Annotated in this window: 13 protein-coding genes; 10 read left to right on the top strand and 3 right to left on the bottom strand. The window is 72.3% G+C overall.

The window, feature by feature from the left end; all coding sequences use genetic code 11:
- The first annotated feature begins 119 nt into the window (after positions 1-119).
- The 3 genes from OG892_RS17715 to OG892_RS17705 all read left to right on the top strand — a co-directional run bounded on the left by OG892_RS17715 (position 120) and on the right by OG892_RS17705 (position 2,739).
- Complete coding sequence (locus OG892_RS17715) at positions 120-1,499, top strand: alpha-lytic protease prodomain-containing protein (RefSeq protein ID WP_199884325.1); 1,380 nt, start codon at positions 120-122, stop codon at positions 1,497-1,499.
- A gap of 110 nt (positions 1,500-1,609) precedes the next feature.
- Positions 1,610-2,446, top strand: coding sequence for a carbohydrate-binding protein (locus OG892_RS17710; RefSeq protein ID WP_371629653.1), 837 nt, complete (start codon positions 1,610-1,612; stop codon positions 2,444-2,446).
- 134 nt (positions 2,447-2,580) lie between these two features.
- Positions 2,581-2,739 carry a hypothetical protein gene (locus OG892_RS17705; protein WP_158072215.1) on the top strand — a complete coding sequence of 53 codons (159 nt, stop codon included), beginning with the start codon at positions 2,581-2,583 and terminating at the stop codon, positions 2,737-2,739.
- Between the two features lie 9 nt (positions 2,740-2,748).
- Here the strand turns inward: OG892_RS17705 and OG892_RS17700 are convergent, their stop codons facing one another.
- On the bottom strand, positions 2,749-4,461 hold the full coding sequence (locus tag OG892_RS17700; protein WP_073733639.1) for a bifunctional 3'-5' exonuclease/DNA polymerase: 1,713 nt from the start codon (positions 4,459-4,461) through the stop codon (positions 2,749-2,751).
- Between the two features lie 122 nt (positions 4,462-4,583).
- Between OG892_RS17700 and OG892_RS17695 the strand changes: the two genes are divergently transcribed.
- From OG892_RS17695 to OG892_RS17685, 3 genes are all read left to right on the top strand, one after another.
- Positions 4,584-5,495, top strand: a complete 912-nt coding sequence (locus OG892_RS17695; RefSeq protein ID WP_073733640.1) for an NADP-dependent oxidoreductase — start codon at positions 4,584-4,586, stop codon at positions 5,493-5,495.
- Between the two features lie 129 nt (positions 5,496-5,624).
- The gene (locus tag OG892_RS17690; RefSeq protein ID WP_371629652.1) at positions 5,625-6,827 is read left to right on the top strand and encodes a DUF2786 domain-containing protein; all 1,203 of its coding nucleotides are present in this window, start codon (positions 5,625-5,627) and stop codon (positions 6,825-6,827) included.
- 63 nt (positions 6,828-6,890) lie between these two features.
- On the top strand, positions 6,891-9,053 hold the full coding sequence (locus OG892_RS17685) for an FUSC family protein (protein WP_371629651.1): 2,163 nt from the start codon (positions 6,891-6,893) through the stop codon (positions 9,051-9,053).
- A gap of 63 nt (positions 9,054-9,116) precedes the next feature.
- On the opposite strand, the gene OG892_RS17680 is transcribed toward OG892_RS17685, so the two are convergent.
- Entirely contained in the window at positions 9,117-9,614 is a 498-nt protein-coding gene (locus OG892_RS17680; RefSeq protein WP_371629650.1) for a hypothetical protein, read from the bottom strand.
- A gap of 262 nt (positions 9,615-9,876) precedes the next feature.
- Between OG892_RS17680 and OG892_RS17675 the strand changes: the two genes are divergently transcribed.
- Positions 9,877-10,119, top strand: a complete 243-nt coding sequence (locus tag OG892_RS17675) for a DUF397 domain-containing protein (RefSeq protein ID WP_073733643.1) — start codon at positions 9,877-9,879, stop codon at positions 10,117-10,119.
- A gap of 72 nt (positions 10,120-10,191) precedes the next feature.
- On the opposite strand, the gene OG892_RS17670 is transcribed toward OG892_RS17675, so the two are convergent.
- The gene (locus OG892_RS17670; protein WP_328866537.1) at positions 10,192-10,716 is read right to left on the bottom strand and encodes an ATP-binding protein; all 525 of its coding nucleotides are present in this window, start codon (positions 10,714-10,716) and stop codon (positions 10,192-10,194) included.
- Between the two features lie 310 nt (positions 10,717-11,026).
- On the opposite strand from OG892_RS17670, the gene OG892_RS17665 reads away from it, so the two are divergent.
- From OG892_RS17665 to OG892_RS17655, 3 genes are all read left to right on the top strand, one after another.
- Positions 11,027-11,908 carry a helix-turn-helix transcriptional regulator gene (locus OG892_RS17665; RefSeq protein ID WP_073733645.1) on the top strand — a complete coding sequence of 294 codons (882 nt, stop codon included), beginning with the start codon at positions 11,027-11,029 and terminating at the stop codon, positions 11,906-11,908.
- Positions 11,909-11,962: 54 nt separating this feature from the next.
- A complete protein-coding gene (locus OG892_RS17660) occupies positions 11,963-13,420 on the top strand; it encodes an aldehyde dehydrogenase family protein (protein ID WP_327337636.1) in 1,458 nt (485 codons plus the stop codon).
- A gap of 88 nt (positions 13,421-13,508) precedes the next feature.
- On the top strand, positions 13,509-14,150 hold the full coding sequence (locus tag OG892_RS17655; RefSeq protein ID WP_073733647.1) for a PadR family transcriptional regulator: 642 nt from the start codon (positions 13,509-13,511) through the stop codon (positions 14,148-14,150).
- Positions 14,151-14,194 lie beyond the last annotated feature (44 nt).

Here is a 14,194-nt window from a genome sequence, read left to right as displayed (position 1 = left end):
GGTCACGGCCGCCCCATAACGCGATGCGATGGGGCGGACGGGATCTCCTGGAGCCGGGCGTACGCGGCTACGTTGTCGGCAATTCCCCCGCAATGAAGGAGAGTTCCATGGAGAGTTCCGTGGAGAGATCCGTGCTCCGAAGACGTGTACTGGCCGCGTGCACCGCCACCGTGGCCGTCGGCGTGCTCGCGCTGGCCGGACTGACCGGCACCGCGTCCGCAGACCCTTCCCCCGCCTCCCCTGCCTCCCCCGCCGCCGGGGCGGACCGGCTCTCCCCCGGTCTGATCGAGGCGATGCGGCGCGATCTCGGGCTCACCGCCGACGGTGCGCGGGCCAGGATCGGCGCCGAGTCCCGGGCGGCAGCCTCGGCCGCCGGACTGCGGCACTCCCTCGGCACCGGTTTCGGCGGCGCCCGGGTGAGCGGTGACGCGGCGGAGCTGACCGTCGCCACCACCGACGCGGCGGACACCGCCAGGATCACCGAGGCCGGTGCGCGGGCCGTCGTCGTCGCCCACAGCCTGGCCGAACTCACCTCGGCCAAGGCCGCCCTCGACCGGGTGGCGCGGCAACGGCCACCGAAGGACGTGCCCGCCTGGTACGTCGATGTGCGCACCAACCGCGTCGTCGTCGAGGCCGGCCGGAGCGCCGCCGCCGAGAGCTTCCTCGCTGCGGCCGAGGTGTCGCGCGAACTGGTGACGGTCAGTCAGTCAGCCGGACAGCCGCGCACGTTCACCGATCTCCGGGGCGGTGACGCGTACTACATGAACGGCACGGGCCGCTGCTCCATCGGCTTCCCCGTCAAGCGCGGCACCCAGGGCGGATTCGTCAGCGCCGGGCACTGCGGTACCCCGGGTGTCAGCACCAGCGGCTACAACCAGCAGGCCCAGGGCTCCTTCCAGGGCTCCACCTTCCCCGGCCGCGACTACTCCTGGGTCGCCGCGAACACCGGCTGGACCCCTCGGCCGCTGGTGAACGGCTACGGCAACGGCGATGTGACGGTCACCGGTTCCACCGAGGCGCTGGAGGGCTCGTCGGTCTGCCGCTCCGGCTCGACGACCGGCTGGCACTGCGGCACCGTCCAGCAGCGCAACAGCAGCGTCACCTACCAGGAGGGCACCGTCTCCGGGGTGACCCGCACCAACGTGTGCGCCGAACCCGGCGACTCCGGCGGCTCGTTCATCTCCGGCAGCCAGGCCCAGGGCGTCACGTCCGGCGGCACCGGCAACTGCTCCCAGGGCGGTACGACGTACTTCCAGCCGGTCAACCCGGCGCTCCAGGCGTACGGGCTGACCCTGGTCACCAGCGGCACCCCGACCGATCCGCCCACGGATCCGACCGACCCGCCGACCGATCCCGGCGGCAGCTGGGCGGCCGGAACGGTGTACGCGGCGGGTGACGTGGTGACGTACGGCTCCGGCAACTACCGCTGCCTCCAGGGACACCAGGCCCAGCCCGGCTGGACGCCCCCGAACGTCCCCGCGCTGTGGCAGGCGCTGTAGGGCCTCTCGTTCAGCCCCGGGACCCCGGCCCCGACCGCCCCGACCGCCCAGACAGCACCGACCGTCCCGGCAGCCCCCGCAACCTCGTACCCCAACCCGAGGAGTCCGCCATGCCGCCCGACCCCGTCGACCGCTTCTCCGAGGACCGGCCGATCAGCCGCAAGACCCTGCTCAAGGCGGCCCTGGTGGCCACCGCGGTCCCGCTGTTGGGCGGGACCGGGGTGGCGCTGGCGCGCGACACCGGTTCCAGCGGCCTGCCGCTCGCCCCGACACCGGACTGCGACGACGGCGACGGCCCGACCCACGACCAGATCGAGGGCCCGTACTTCAAGCCCGACTCCCCGCTCCGCACCAGCCTGGTGAGCGCGGGCACGCCCGGTGTCCGGCTGACCGTCAGCGGCTATGTCTTCGGGCGGGGCTGCGAGCCCCTGCCCGGAGTGCTGCTCGACTTCTGGCAGGCCGACACCAACGGCGCGTACGACATGAGCGGATTCGCCTTCCGCGGCCACCAGTTCACCGACGCGGCCGGGGCCTTCACCCTCTCCACGGTCGTGCCGGGGCTGTATCCCGGCCGCACCCGGCACATCCATGTGAAGGCCCGGGCGCCCGGCTCTGCCGTCCTCACCACACAGCTCTATTTCCCGGCCGAGCCGCGCAACAGCACCGACACCCTTTTCGACCCGGCACTCCTGATGAACGTCCGGTCCGTCGGCTCGGCCAAGGAGGGGACCTTCGACTTCGTCCTCGACGTCGCGCAGGACCCGACCGATCCCACAGATCCCACCGATCCGCCGACCGAGCCGGGTGGCGGCTGGGCGGCCGGGACGCTCTACAGCGCGGGAGACCGTGTCACGTACGGCGGGGGCGCGTACCGCTGTCTGCAGGCGCACACCGCCCTGACCGGCTGGGAGCCGCCCAACGTCCCCGCGTTGTGGGAACGCGGGTAGACGAGCGGACCGGCGGGCACCACCGCCCGGCGTGTGCTCCGGGCTCCTCCCCGGGGCACACGCCGTACCCGCCTTTATCCGCCTTTCCGCAGTAGCCTGGAGTGACGGCGGGGCGCCCGAGGAGGCCAGGACGCATGGAGACCCTGATCACCGTGTTGGTAGTCATCGGCATGATCGCCGTCGTGGCGCTCGCGATCCATCTGCTCAACGGCCGCCACCGCCACCGGCACCTGGCCGGAGCCACCGTCCCCCGGGACCACGGGCTCACCGTGTTCCGCACCCGCCGCCGTTGACTCTCCCCGTCACTTGGCGTCCGAGTACCGCCGCACCACCGCCGTCGTGAACGGGAAGCGCACCGGTGTCTCGCCGAAGGTCGTCCGGCCGGCCAGTTCACCGGCGGCACGGATCGCCTCCACCACCGTCTCCGCCTCCTCCCGGGGGCAGTGCACGATCACCTCGTCGTGCTGGAAGAAGACCAGTTCGGCGCGGAGCCCGGCGGCGGTGAGCGAGTGGCGCAGCGCGGCCAGGAGCAGCAGCGCCCAGTCGGCGGCGCTGCCCTGCACCACGAAGTTGCGGGTGAAGCGGCCGCGGGCACGGGCGTCGGACGAGGCGTAGCCGGGCGTGAACCCGCCGTCCGCCGGGGACCCGGAGCCCTCCCCGGGAAGGTCGTCGCCGCCCTCCTGCGGTATTCCGGCCTCCCCGTCGTCCCCGCTGCCGGCCGCCGGCGGGCTGGTCCGGCCGAGCCAGGTCCGTACGAGACGGCCCTCCTCGCCGGCTTTCGCGGCCTCGTCCACATAGGCGACGGCGTGCGGGAACCTCCGGCGCAGGGCGGCCAGATTCTTCAGGCCGTCCCCCGAGGTCTGGCCGTAGACGGCACCGAGCAGGGCGATCTTGGCGTGGTCGCGGTCGCCGTGGAAAGCGCGGTCGGACAGCGCGGTGTAGAGGTCGCCGTCGTGCCCGGCCACCTCCATCAGGCCCCGGTCGCGGGAGATCGCGGCGAGCACCCTCGGCTCCATCTGGTCGGCGTCCGCGACGACCAGCCGCCAGCCCTCGTCCGCGACGACCGCCCGCCGGATCACCTTGGGGATCTGCAGCGCCCCGCCGCCGTTGGTCGTCCAGCGTCCGCTGACCGTGCCGCCCGGCTGGTACTCGGGGCGGAAGCGGCCGTCGCGGACCCAGTCCTGGAGCCAGCTCCAGCCGTGGGCCGTCCAGATCCGGTACAGCTTCTTGTACTGGATGAGCGGCCGCACCGCCGGATGGTCCAGCTCCTCCAGCTCCCAGCGGCGGGTCGACTTCACCTTGATACCGGCCCGGCCGAACGCCCGCACCACGTCGGCGGGGAGGTCCGGGCGGACCCGGTGGCCGAAGGCGGCGGACACCTCGTCCGCCAGCTCGGCCAGCCTGCGGGGCTCGCCGCCCGCGTACCGCTCGCCCAGCAGCTCCTGGAGGACGTCCCGGTGGACGTCGGCCCGCCAGGGCAGCCCCGCGCGGTTCATCTCGGCGGCGACCAGCATGCCCGCCGACTCGGACGCCGTCAGCAGCCGCATCCGGTCCGGCCGGGCCGTGGCGTCGTGCCGGGCGAGCTGGTCCGCGTACACCTGGAGCAGGGCGTCGAAGGGCAGCTCCGTGCCGGAGCGGGGTTCGAACAGGGAGGACTGGGAGCCGGGCACCGCCTGGCGCGGCGCCGGATCGGGCGGCACCGGGGCGCGCAGCAGCCGGGCGTGGGCGGCGGCCGCCGAGCGGGGTTCACCGAGCCGTCCCTCGTGTCCCAGCAGGAGGGACTCGGCGGCCTCGATGTCGTAGCAGCGCGCCACGGACACCCCGGCGGCGAGCAGCCGGGGGTATATCTCGGCGGTCGAACGCCACACCCAGCGGGTCACTCCGGGGCGGCTGCGGACGGCCTCCGCCAGCTCGGGTTCGGTCACGGCCGGGGCGGTGGGCAGGCCCGCGGCGTCCAGCGGGACGAGGCGGGCGCCACCGCTCTCCGTGGCGGCTACCGCCCAGCGTTCGGTCATATGACCGAGTCTGGCACCCGGGACTGACAGCGCGAGGCGACGTGCGCGGGCGGGTCGCAGACGGGAAGATCGGTAAGGGCCTGCTCCGGGGCCCCCGAGCACCCACCGAGGGGACAGGCGCGATGGAAGCGATCGTTTTCGAGGAGTTCGGCGGACCCGAGGTCCTGCATCCCGCCCGGGTCGAGGACCCGCATCCCGGTCCGGGACAGGTGCGGGTGAAGGTCATGGCCGCCGGGGTGAATCCCATGGACTACAAGATCCGGCGCGGCTGGATGCGGGAGATGGTCCCGACCTCGCTCCCGGCGATCCCGGGCGTCGAGTTCGCCGGAGTGGTCGACCGGACCGGGGAAGGGGTCACCGGTGTCGAGGTGGGCGACGAGGTGCTGGGCCGCAGCGTCACCGGTTCCTACGCGGAGTACGTGCTGGCCGACGCCACCCGCGTCGCGCCCAAGCCGGCCGGGCTGAGCTGGCAGGACGCGGCCGCGCTGACCATCGCGGCGGACACCGCCCAGCGCGTCCTGGACGAGCTCGCGGTGGCCGAGGGCGACACGCTCCTGCTGCACGGGGCGGCCGGAGCCGTCGGATCGGCGGCGGTGCAACTGGCGGTGGCCCGGGGCGCGACGGTGATCGGTACGGCGTCCGCCGCCAACCACGACTACCTGCGGGTGATCGGCGCGACCCCGGTGGAGTACGGGGACGGGCTGGTCGGCCGGGTCCGCGAAGCCGCTCCCCAGGGGGTGGACGCGGTCTTCGACGTGGCGGGGCGCGGTGCGCTGCCGGACTCCATCGAGCTGCGCGGCGGCACCACGGACCGGATCATCACCATCGCGGACCCGGCGGCGGCCGAGCACGGCATCCCCTTCTCCGCAGGTTCACCCGGGTCCGCGGAGCAGTTGGCCGAGCACGCCCGGCTGGCGGCGGACGGCGAGCTGAGGGTGCCGGTCGAGCGGGCCCTGCCGCTGGTCGACGCGGCCGACGCGCAGCGGCTGAGCGAGGCGGGGCACGTACGGGGGAAGCTCGTCCTCCTGCCGTGACCGGCTGCGGGCGGGCCGCGGCTCACGAGCGGCGGAGTTCGTCCACAGGCTGTGGACGAACTCCGCCGCCTCCACAGCCCCCGCCACCTCCGCCGACTCCACCGAATCCGCCACGCCTACCCTGACCTCATGGAATCGGTGATCGACCAGGCATTCGCGGCCGCCCTCTACTCGGACGGCGACGCCGGTCTCGACACCGGGGCCTCGCTCCTCGCCGCGGACCCGGCGAGCGACGGCGAGCTGCTGCGGCGCGGCGAGGAGTTCGTCCGGCGGGCCTGGGAGCGCGGCTGGCTGCCCGCCGATCTCGTACGGGTCGTCCGCCGCGAACTCGACGAGCACGGGGCCGCGCTGGCCGCCGGGCTGATCACCTCTGAGGTGCGGCGGTACGAGCGGCTGCCGCCCCGCTGGCAGTCCCAGCTGGACGAGCTGCCGCCGGCGCCGCGGCCGGGCCGGCCCGACCGGTTCTCGTACGCCTCCGCGTTCCTCGGGCTCTGCCGGCTGCTGCTGCGGCTGCCCGCCATCGAACCCGTCGGGCCCCCGCCCGGGGCGCCGCGCGACGGGCTGAGCCTGCCGCCCGCCCACGACGAACCCCGCATGCTGACCCGGATCAGGGCGCTGCTGGCCAAGGCGGAGGCGACCGGGTTCCCCGAGGAGGCGGAGGCGCTCACCACCAAGGCGCAGGAGCTGATGGCCCGGCACAGCATCGACGAGGCGCTGCTCGCCGCCCGTACCCACAGCGACCGCGCGCCGGGCGCCTGCCGGATCGGGGTGGACGCCCCGTACGAGACGGCGAAGGCGATCCTGCTCGACGCCGTCGCCTCCGCGAACCGCTGCCGGGCCGTGTGGAACAGCGATCTCGGCTTCTCGACGGTCGTCGGCTTCGAACCGGACCTGGCGGCCGTGGAACTCCTGCACACCTCGCTGCTGGTGCAGGGCACCGTCGCGATGACCAGGGCGGAGGCGGGCCAGCGGGCGGGCGGGCGCAAACGGACCAAGACCTTCCGGCAGTCCTTCCTGATGGCGTACGCCCAGCGGCTGGGCCGCCGGCTGGCGGAGGGCACCGCCCGCGCCACCGCGGAGGCCGACGCCGAGGGCGCCGCGGCCGGACCGCCCACCGCGACGGACCCCGGTCTGCTGCCCGTGCTGGCCGCCCGCGACATGGCGGTCACGGACACCGCGGAGCGGATGTTCCCGCAGACCACGACCACCCGGGTGCGGGGCGCCATCGACCCGGACGGCTGGACCCACGGCACGGCCGCCGCCGACCGGGCCAGGATGGGCGCGGACGCCCCGGAGATCTCCGGCCGGGACCGCCGGACCCCGCGCACGTGACCACGGCAACTCTTTCAACTGTGACAACTCGGGCATAACGGTAAATCCGGTTAGGCTCTCGGCATGAGCTGGCTCCGGGCGCTGAAGGAGACCGCCCGCTCGGGGCTGACGATCGAGCGGCGGCGCCTCGAACCGCTGATCGCGATCCGGGGCGCGGCCGGTCTCGCCCTGGTGATCGGCGTGACCCTGGCCCTGTTCGGTCCGGTCGTCGCGGCCGGCGCCGCCTTCGGCGCGTTCCAGGCGGCCATCGCCACCTTCCAGCGCAGCTGGCGGCCCCGCCCTGTGCTCGCCCTGGTCTCCGGTGCGAGTCTCGCCATCTCCACGTTCCTCGGCTACGTCACCGGCTCCCACCTGCCGCTCTTCATGCTCCTGCTGGTGCTCTGGACCTTCGTCGCAGGGCTCGCCTGGGCGGCGGGTCCGACCGGCGGCATCATCGCCGCGTCCAACGTCGCGATCATGCTGGTGACGATCACCCTGCCCACCTCCATCGCTCAGGCGGCCCTGCACGGGGCGGTGATCGCGTTCGGCGGGGTGGTCCAGGCGGCGCTGATCGTGCTGTTCCCGGTCCGCAGATGGGGTGCCCAGCGCGACGCGCTGGCCGACGCGCTGGCCGCGGAGGCGGACTACGCCCGCAGGCTGCGCCACGACCCGGTCGCCCACTTCGACCCGCTGCCGCTGATGGAGGCCCGCAGCGCGGCCGCCGTCACCCCGCGCCAGGCCCGCCGCCGCCCGGCCGAACTGCACGGCTCACGCGGGGTCGCCGAGCGGATCAGGCCGGTGCTCGCCTCCCTCGCGGACCCGGCCATGGGCGTACCGGCCGAGGGCCCGGAGCGCGACCGGGTCCGTGAGCTGCTCGCCGCCGCCGGATCGCTGCTCGACGCCGCGGCCAGGGCGATCCGGCACGGCGATCCGGTGCGGCTCCCCGCGCCCGCCGTCGCCGCGCTGAAGACCCCCGACACCGGGGCGCTGCTCACCGGGCCGCCGCTGCGCGCCGCCGACCGCCTCGCCGACCTGCTCTCCGACGTGATCGAGGCGGCCGAGGGCGACGGCACCAAGGAGGAGCGGGCCCAGGCCGAGGAGACCGCCGACGCCATCACGGCGAGCCGGGGCCGGCGGCAGACCGAGCACCAGCGGCGCCCCACCCTGCTGCGGCTGGTCCCGGTCGTGCTCGGTTCGATGCGCCGCGAGCTGCACCCCGGCTCCCCGATCCTGCGGCACGCCATCCGGGTCTCCGCCGTCGCCGCCGGCGGCTACCTGCTGGGCACCGTGCTGCCCTACGGCCACGGCTACTGGGCGCCGATGACGGCCGTGATGGTGATGCGGCCGGAGTTCTCCCGGACGTACGAACGCTCCGTGGCCCGTTTCGGCGGCACGGTCGTCGGGGTCTTCGTCGCGACCGTGATCGTGCAGACCGCCCACCCGGGCGTGGGGCTGTCCGCCGCGCTCGCCGTGGTCTGCGCCCTGCTGATGTACCTGCTGATGCGCACCGGCTACTCGGTCGGACAGGCCTGCGTCGCCGCGTACGTCGTCTTCCTGCTGGGCATGGCGGGCGACGACTGGTCGCAGACCGTGCTGGAACGGCTCGTCCTCACCCTCGGCGGCGGCCTCCTCGCGATGATCTCGTACGCCGTCTACCCGGCGTGGGAGACCCCTCGGCTGCGCAACCGGCTCGGTGACTGGCTCAAGGAGGACGGCCGGTACGCCGCCTCGGTCGTGGACCAGTACGCGGAGCCGGCGGAGCGGGGCCACGACGACGTGCGCGAGGCGCTGCTGCGCACCCGGGCGGCCCGGGTCGCCTGGCAGGAGGCGGTGGCCACCGCCCAGCACGAACCGGTGCGCCACCGCGGCCTGTCGCACGCCGCGGCCGGCGACACCCAGCACGCCCTGTCCCAGCTGGGCCGGGTCGCGATGCTGATGGAGGCACACCTCCCGGAGGGCGGCGCCACCCCCGTACCGGAGGCCGGCCCGCTGGCCGAGGCGTTGCGCCGGGCCACGGACCAGGGCGCGAAAGCGGTGCGGGAGCGGCGGGTGCCGGACTGGGGGCAGGTGCGGGACGCGCTGGAGGAGTGGGACGAGCGGGAGCGGCTGCGCGAGGGGGCGGCGGACCCGGTCGTGCGCAACGGGGCCGGTCTCCTGCTCGAAGCGCTGGAGGAGTTCTCCCGGGGCCTGGACGACGACGGCCCCCGGCCCGAGGCACCCGGCGCGCCCGCCGGGCCGGGGGACTGAGTCGCGGCCGAAGGACGTGCGCAGTCGGGGAGTCGCGGGGGCCGGGTGCTGCCGAGCCGGGTGTTACGGGGTCGGCAGGCCGGGCAGTCCTTCGAGCGAGTCGGCGTCGGTCTTGCCGAGGGAGTCCTTGGTGCCGCCGTCCCACGCGACGACGACCGTCTTTCCGTCGTTGGACTCGATGGTTCCGGCGGTCCGGCCGGTGTCGCCGTCGGCGCACCTGAGTTCCAGCGTCACCTTGTCCGTCCCCTTCGCGCTGCCCGAGCAGACATGGGAGTCGGCGACGACGACGGCCTTGCCGTGCGCGACGGACAGCACCACGGCCTTGCCGTCGGTCTGCCCGGCCCAGGCGCCCTCCAGCGCCTCGGGTCCGCCGCCGGACGCGCCGTCCCCGCCGCCCGTCGAGGAGCCGTCGCTGTGGTCCGGCGTCGGCGCAGAGGCGGAACCGGAGCCCTTGTCGGAGTCGGAGTCGGGCTTGTCGTTGTCACTGCCGCAGCCGGTGAGCGCGAGCGCGGTCAGCAGGCCGGTGACGACAACTGCACCGGTACGTACGAGTTTGCGCATCTGGAATTCCCCCTGGATGACGAACGGCCAACCAAGCTACCAGTGGGTCGCAACGGGCTTCGGGCGGCCAACTCGCGGAATCGGAGCGGAACGGGCCCGTCGTCCGTCTCTCTTAGGAGTTCTCTCGCACGAGAAGCTGTAATCAAGGGAACACCGCCCGTGCACGTGCATCTGCGCATGCATCCGCTCATGCATAGGAATTTGAACACAGCTATGATCCGAGACAGTTGACACTTGCACCTTGCAACTCGGGGAGCGTCCTGTGCACCACGTGTACAACGGCATGGCGGCGACAGAGCTTCGCGGAGTCGCCTGGCAGAAGAGCAGACACAGCAACTCGCAGGGATCCTGCGTGGAGTTCGCGAAACTGCCCGACGGGGATGTGGCGATGCGTAATTCGCGCCACCCCGACGGGCCGGCGCTGGTCTACACGCCGGCCGAGATAGAGGCGCTGCTTCTCGGCGTCAAGGACGGGGAGTTCGACCACCTCATAGCGGAGGGCTGAACTCCGCCCGGTCGCGCCCCTGGTGCGCCCCGCCGTCGCGCGCGACGGCGTCCGGTCGGGGCCGGCGGGATGTCACGCCGGGTCGGACAGCCGGAAGAGCGCCCAGACGACCTTTCCGCGTAGGGCCGCGCCGCAGGCGCCGTCCGTACCCAGCGCGGGCGAGGGGTGCCAGCCCCAGGAATCGCTGAAGGACTCCACGAGGAACAGCCCGCGGCCCGACTCCGCGGAGTCGGCGGCCTGTGACGCCACCGGGCTCGACTGGCTCGGGTCCCGTACCGCGCACACCAGCCGCGAGGTCCAGCGCATCAGGTGCAGCCGTACCGGCGGGTCCTGCGATTCGCGCGGGACGTCGGCGGGCAGCGCGTGCCGCAGGGCGTTGGTGACCAACTCGGAGACCACGAGGGCGACATCGTCGAACCGCTCGCTGAGATCCCAGCCCGTCAGCGTCGATCTGGTGAACTGCCTGGCCCCGCCCACGGCCTCGTAACGGGCGGGCAGGGTGCAGGTGGCTGATCCGGAGACGGCGGAGGGATCGATGGGGGGAAGCCCCTGCCTTAACGGCTCGAAATCGAGCATCGTCGATCCATTCGTCCCCATGCGAGGCACTCCCGGGATTCGCGGCTGTCTCGGTACTGCGGTACTCGGGTACAGCGGCACAACACGAACGAGCACGCAGGTGCGCGACGCCCATGGTTCCGAATGCGCAGGGCAGATGCAAGGGCAGATGCACGTGCACGCGCCTGACCTGTCCGACCCCGTGCCGGTTCTGGCTCATTTCTTCCCCGGGGCAGTTTTGGAGTCTTGGGCAAGTCTTCCCATTTCCGTAATCGAATGAGTACGGGCTGAAGCGTTTTGATGGCAGAATCCGCCCCTGGGGTTCAGGGGGAGCCCCGATGCCAGGGAAGCGATGGGGAGGGTTGGACCAGTGGCGGCAGGCGAGTCGAGTGGATCCGTGGTGCGGCGCATCCTGCTGGGCTCACAGCTCAGACGGCTGCGTGACTCGCGCGGTATCACCCGTGAGGCGGCCGGCTACTCCATCCGGGCTTCCGAATCGAAGATCAGCCGCATGGAGTTGGGACGGGTGAGCTTCAAGGCCAGGGACGTCGAGGACCTGCTCACGCTCTACGGCGTCACGGACGAGGTGGAGCGCGACTCCCTGCTCGGCCTGGCCCGTGAGGCCAACGTGGCGGGCTGGTGGCACAGTTTCGGTGATGTGCTGCCTGGCTGGTTCCAGACGTATATCGGTCTGGAAGGAGCGGCCTCGCTCATCCGGATCTACGAAGTCCAGTTCGTCCACGGCCTGTTGCAGACCGAGGGCTACGCCCACGCGGTCGTCTCCCGGGGCATGCGCGGCGCCCCGGCCGCCGAGATCGACCGCCGGGTCGCGCTGCGGCTGGAGCGCCAGAAAGCGCTCGTCGCGGAGCGGGCCCCGCGCTTCCACGCGGTGCTGGACGAGGCGGCGTTGCGCCGTCCGTACGGCGGACGCGAGGTGATGCGCGAGCAATTGCGGCATCTGATCGAAATGTCGGAACAGCCGAACGTGACTCTCCAGGTGATGCCCTTCAGTTTCGGCGGGCACGCGGGCGAGAGCGGTTCCTTTACGATGCTGCGGTTCCCGGAATCCGATCTGTCGGACATTGTCTATTTGGAGCAGCTGACAAGTGCGCTCTATCTGGACAAGGCCGAGGAAGTCGCCCAGTACGAAAAGGCGATGGTGCGGCTCCACGCGGACAGCCCGGGTCCTGAAGAGAGCCGCGATCTGCTCCGTGGTCTACTCCAACTCACCTGATATTTCAGTACCATGACACCCCCACAGGAGTCTGCACCTGCAGTAAGGGATCGCATGTCCTTCTTCCACGAGCTGGCCGACCAGTACATCGACGGTGAATGGCGCACCGGGACCGGCTCGTGGGACATCATCGATTTCAATCCCTACAACGGGGAAAAGCTCGCGGCCATCACCATCGCCACCGCGGCGGAGGTCGACCTCGCCTACCGCGCCGCCGAGCGCGCCCAGCGGACCTGGGTCACCAAAAGCCCGTACGAGCGCGCCCGGGTGATGGAACGGGCCCTGCGCATCACCGAGGAACTGGCCGACGAGATCGTCGAGGCCATCATCGACGAGCTGGGCGGCACCCGGGCCAAGGCGTACTACGAACTGCGCGCCGCCCAGGAGTTCCTGCGCGAGGCCGCCCGTCAGGCGCTGGTCCCCGGCGGCCGGATTCTGGCCTCTCCGGTGGACGGCAAGGAGAACCGGCTCATCCGGCGGCCCGTCGGGGTCGTCGGTGTCATCAGCCCCTTCAACTTCCCCTTCCTGGTGACGATGAAGTCGGTCGCGCCGGCCCTGGCGCTCGGCAACGCGGTCGTCGTCAAGCCCAACCAGAACGCCCCGGTGGTCGGCGGCGGGCTGGTCGCCAGGATCTTCCACGACGCGGGGCTCCCGGCCGGACTCCTCAACGTCCTGATCACCGACATAGCCGAGATAGGCGACGCGTTCATAGAGCACCCCGTCCCCAAGGTGATCTCCTTCGCCGGTTCTGACCGGGTCGGCCGCCATGTCGGCGCGACGGCGGGCGCGCTCTTCAAGCGCACCATCCTCGAACTCAGCGGCAACAGCGCCCTGGTGGTGCTCGACGACGCGGACATCGACTACGCGGTGGACGCCGCCGTCTTCAGCCGCTTCGTCTACCAGGGCCAGGTCTGCATGGCCGCCAACCGCATTCTGGTGGACCGGGCCGTCGCCCCGGAGTTCACCGAGAAGTTCACCGCCCGGGTGGCGGCGCTGCGGACCGGCGACCCGCGCGATCCGGACACCCAGATCGGCCCGGTCATCAACACCTTCCAGGCCGACGCCCTGACCGCGCTGGTCGACCAGGCGGTCGCCGAGGGCGCCACGGCGCTGGTCCGTGGCCGCACCCGGGGCAACCTCGTGGAGCCCACCGTGCTCGCCGGACTCGCGGAGGACTCCCCGCTGCTCTCCCAGGAGATCTTCGGCCCGGTGGCGCTGCTGGTCACCTTCGACGGCGAGGCGGAGGCCGTACGGATCACCAACGACAGCCCGTACGGACTCAGTGGCGCCGTGCACACCGCGGACGTGGAGCGCGGCGTGCGGTTCGCCCGGCGGATCCGCAGCGGGATGTTCCACGTCAACGACGCCACTGTCCAGGACGACCCGCTGGTCGCCTTCGGCGGCGAGAAGGACTCCGGTTCCGGCCGGCTGAACGGCGACGCGACGGTGGACGCCTTCACCACCCAGAAGTGGATCTCGATCCAGCACGGCCGGAGCGTCTTCCCGCTCTGAACCGAAGAGCTCTCCGGACCGGAGCGTTTTCCCGCTCCGAATCACGCACCGCTACTCTCATCAAAGTTGAGTAGAGAGGTGTGTGGGTATGTCCGCGATCCGGCTGCTGGTCCTGTGTGCCGTGCGGCAACACGGCCGGGCGCACGGCTATCAGATCCGCAACGACCTGGAGTACTGGGGCGCCCACGAGTGGTCCAGCGCCAAGCCGGGCTCGATCTACCACGCACTGAAGCAGATGGCGAAGCAGGGCGTCCTGATCGCCCACGAGGTCGCCCCGAGCACGGCGGGCGGCCCGCCGCGCACCGAGTACGAGATCACCGAGCAGGGTGACGCGGAGTACTTCACGCTGCTGCGCGCGGCGCTCACCTCGTACGACCAGAAGCTGGACGTGCTCTCGGCGGGGCTGGGTGGCATCGTCGACCTGGAGCGGTCGGAGGCGGTGTCGCTGCTCAAGGAGCGGGTGGCGGGCCTGGCCAGGTGGCGGACGTCGGTCACCGAGTTCTACACGCCGGAGGCGGGCCCCGAGTCGATCGGCCACATCGGCGAGATCATGAACATGTGGGTGCACTCTGCGGACGCGGGCGCCGAGTGGACGCGCGGGCTGATCGCCCGGATCGAGGGCGGCGCCTACACCTTCGCGGGCGAGGGCGAGCCGTTCGTCGGCGTACTGGCCGAGGGCGAGGAGAACCCTTACGCGACCGGGGTGGCCGATCCCGGGGACGCTCACTAATCAAGTTTGACGAATGCGGTACGAGCGGTTACCTTTCCCTCGCT

The organism is Streptomyces sp. NBC_00341, from assembly GCF_041435055.1.
Classification (GTDB): Bacteria; Actinomycetota; Actinomycetes; order Streptomycetales; family Streptomycetaceae; genus Streptomyces.
This window is presented reverse-complemented; position numbering and strand designations above follow the sequence as displayed.

Excerpts from the sequence above, each read along its gene's own strand:
- OG892_RS17660 (WP_327337636.1), top strand. The coding sequence starts at position 11,963 with ATGTCCTTCTTCCACGAGCTGGCCGACCAGTACATCGACGGTGAATGG.
- OG892_RS17695 (WP_073733640.1), top strand. The coding sequence starts at position 4,584 with ATGGAAGCGATCGTTTTCGAGGAGTTCGGCGGACCCGAGGTCCTGCAT.
- OG892_RS17670 (WP_328866537.1), bottom strand. The coding sequence starts at position 10,716 with ATGGGGACGAATGGATCGACGATGCTCGATTTCGAGCCGTTAAGGCAG.
- OG892_RS17665 (WP_073733645.1), top strand. The coding sequence starts at position 11,027 with ATGGGGAGGGTTGGACCAGTGGCGGCAGGCGAGTCGAGTGGATCCGTG.
- OG892_RS17680 (WP_371629650.1), bottom strand. The coding sequence starts at position 9,614 with ATGCGCAAACTCGTACGTACCGGTGCAGTTGTCGTCACCGGCCTGCTG.
- OG892_RS17705 (WP_158072215.1), top strand. The coding sequence starts at position 2,581 with ATGGAGACCCTGATCACCGTGTTGGTAGTCATCGGCATGATCGCCGTC.
- OG892_RS17700 (WP_073733639.1), bottom strand. The coding sequence starts at position 4,461 with ATGACCGAACGCTGGGCGGTAGCCGCCACGGAGAGCGGTGGCGCCCGC.
- OG892_RS17690 (WP_371629652.1), top strand. The coding sequence starts at position 5,625 with ATGGAATCGGTGATCGACCAGGCATTCGCGGCCGCCCTCTACTCGGAC.
- OG892_RS17685 (WP_371629651.1), top strand. The coding sequence starts at position 6,891 with ATGAGCTGGCTCCGGGCGCTGAAGGAGACCGCCCGCTCGGGGCTGACG.
- OG892_RS17655 (WP_073733647.1), top strand. The coding sequence starts at position 13,509 with ATGTCCGCGATCCGGCTGCTGGTCCTGTGTGCCGTGCGGCAACACGGC.
- OG892_RS17710 (WP_371629653.1), top strand. The coding sequence starts at position 1,610 with ATGCCGCCCGACCCCGTCGACCGCTTCTCCGAGGACCGGCCGATCAGC.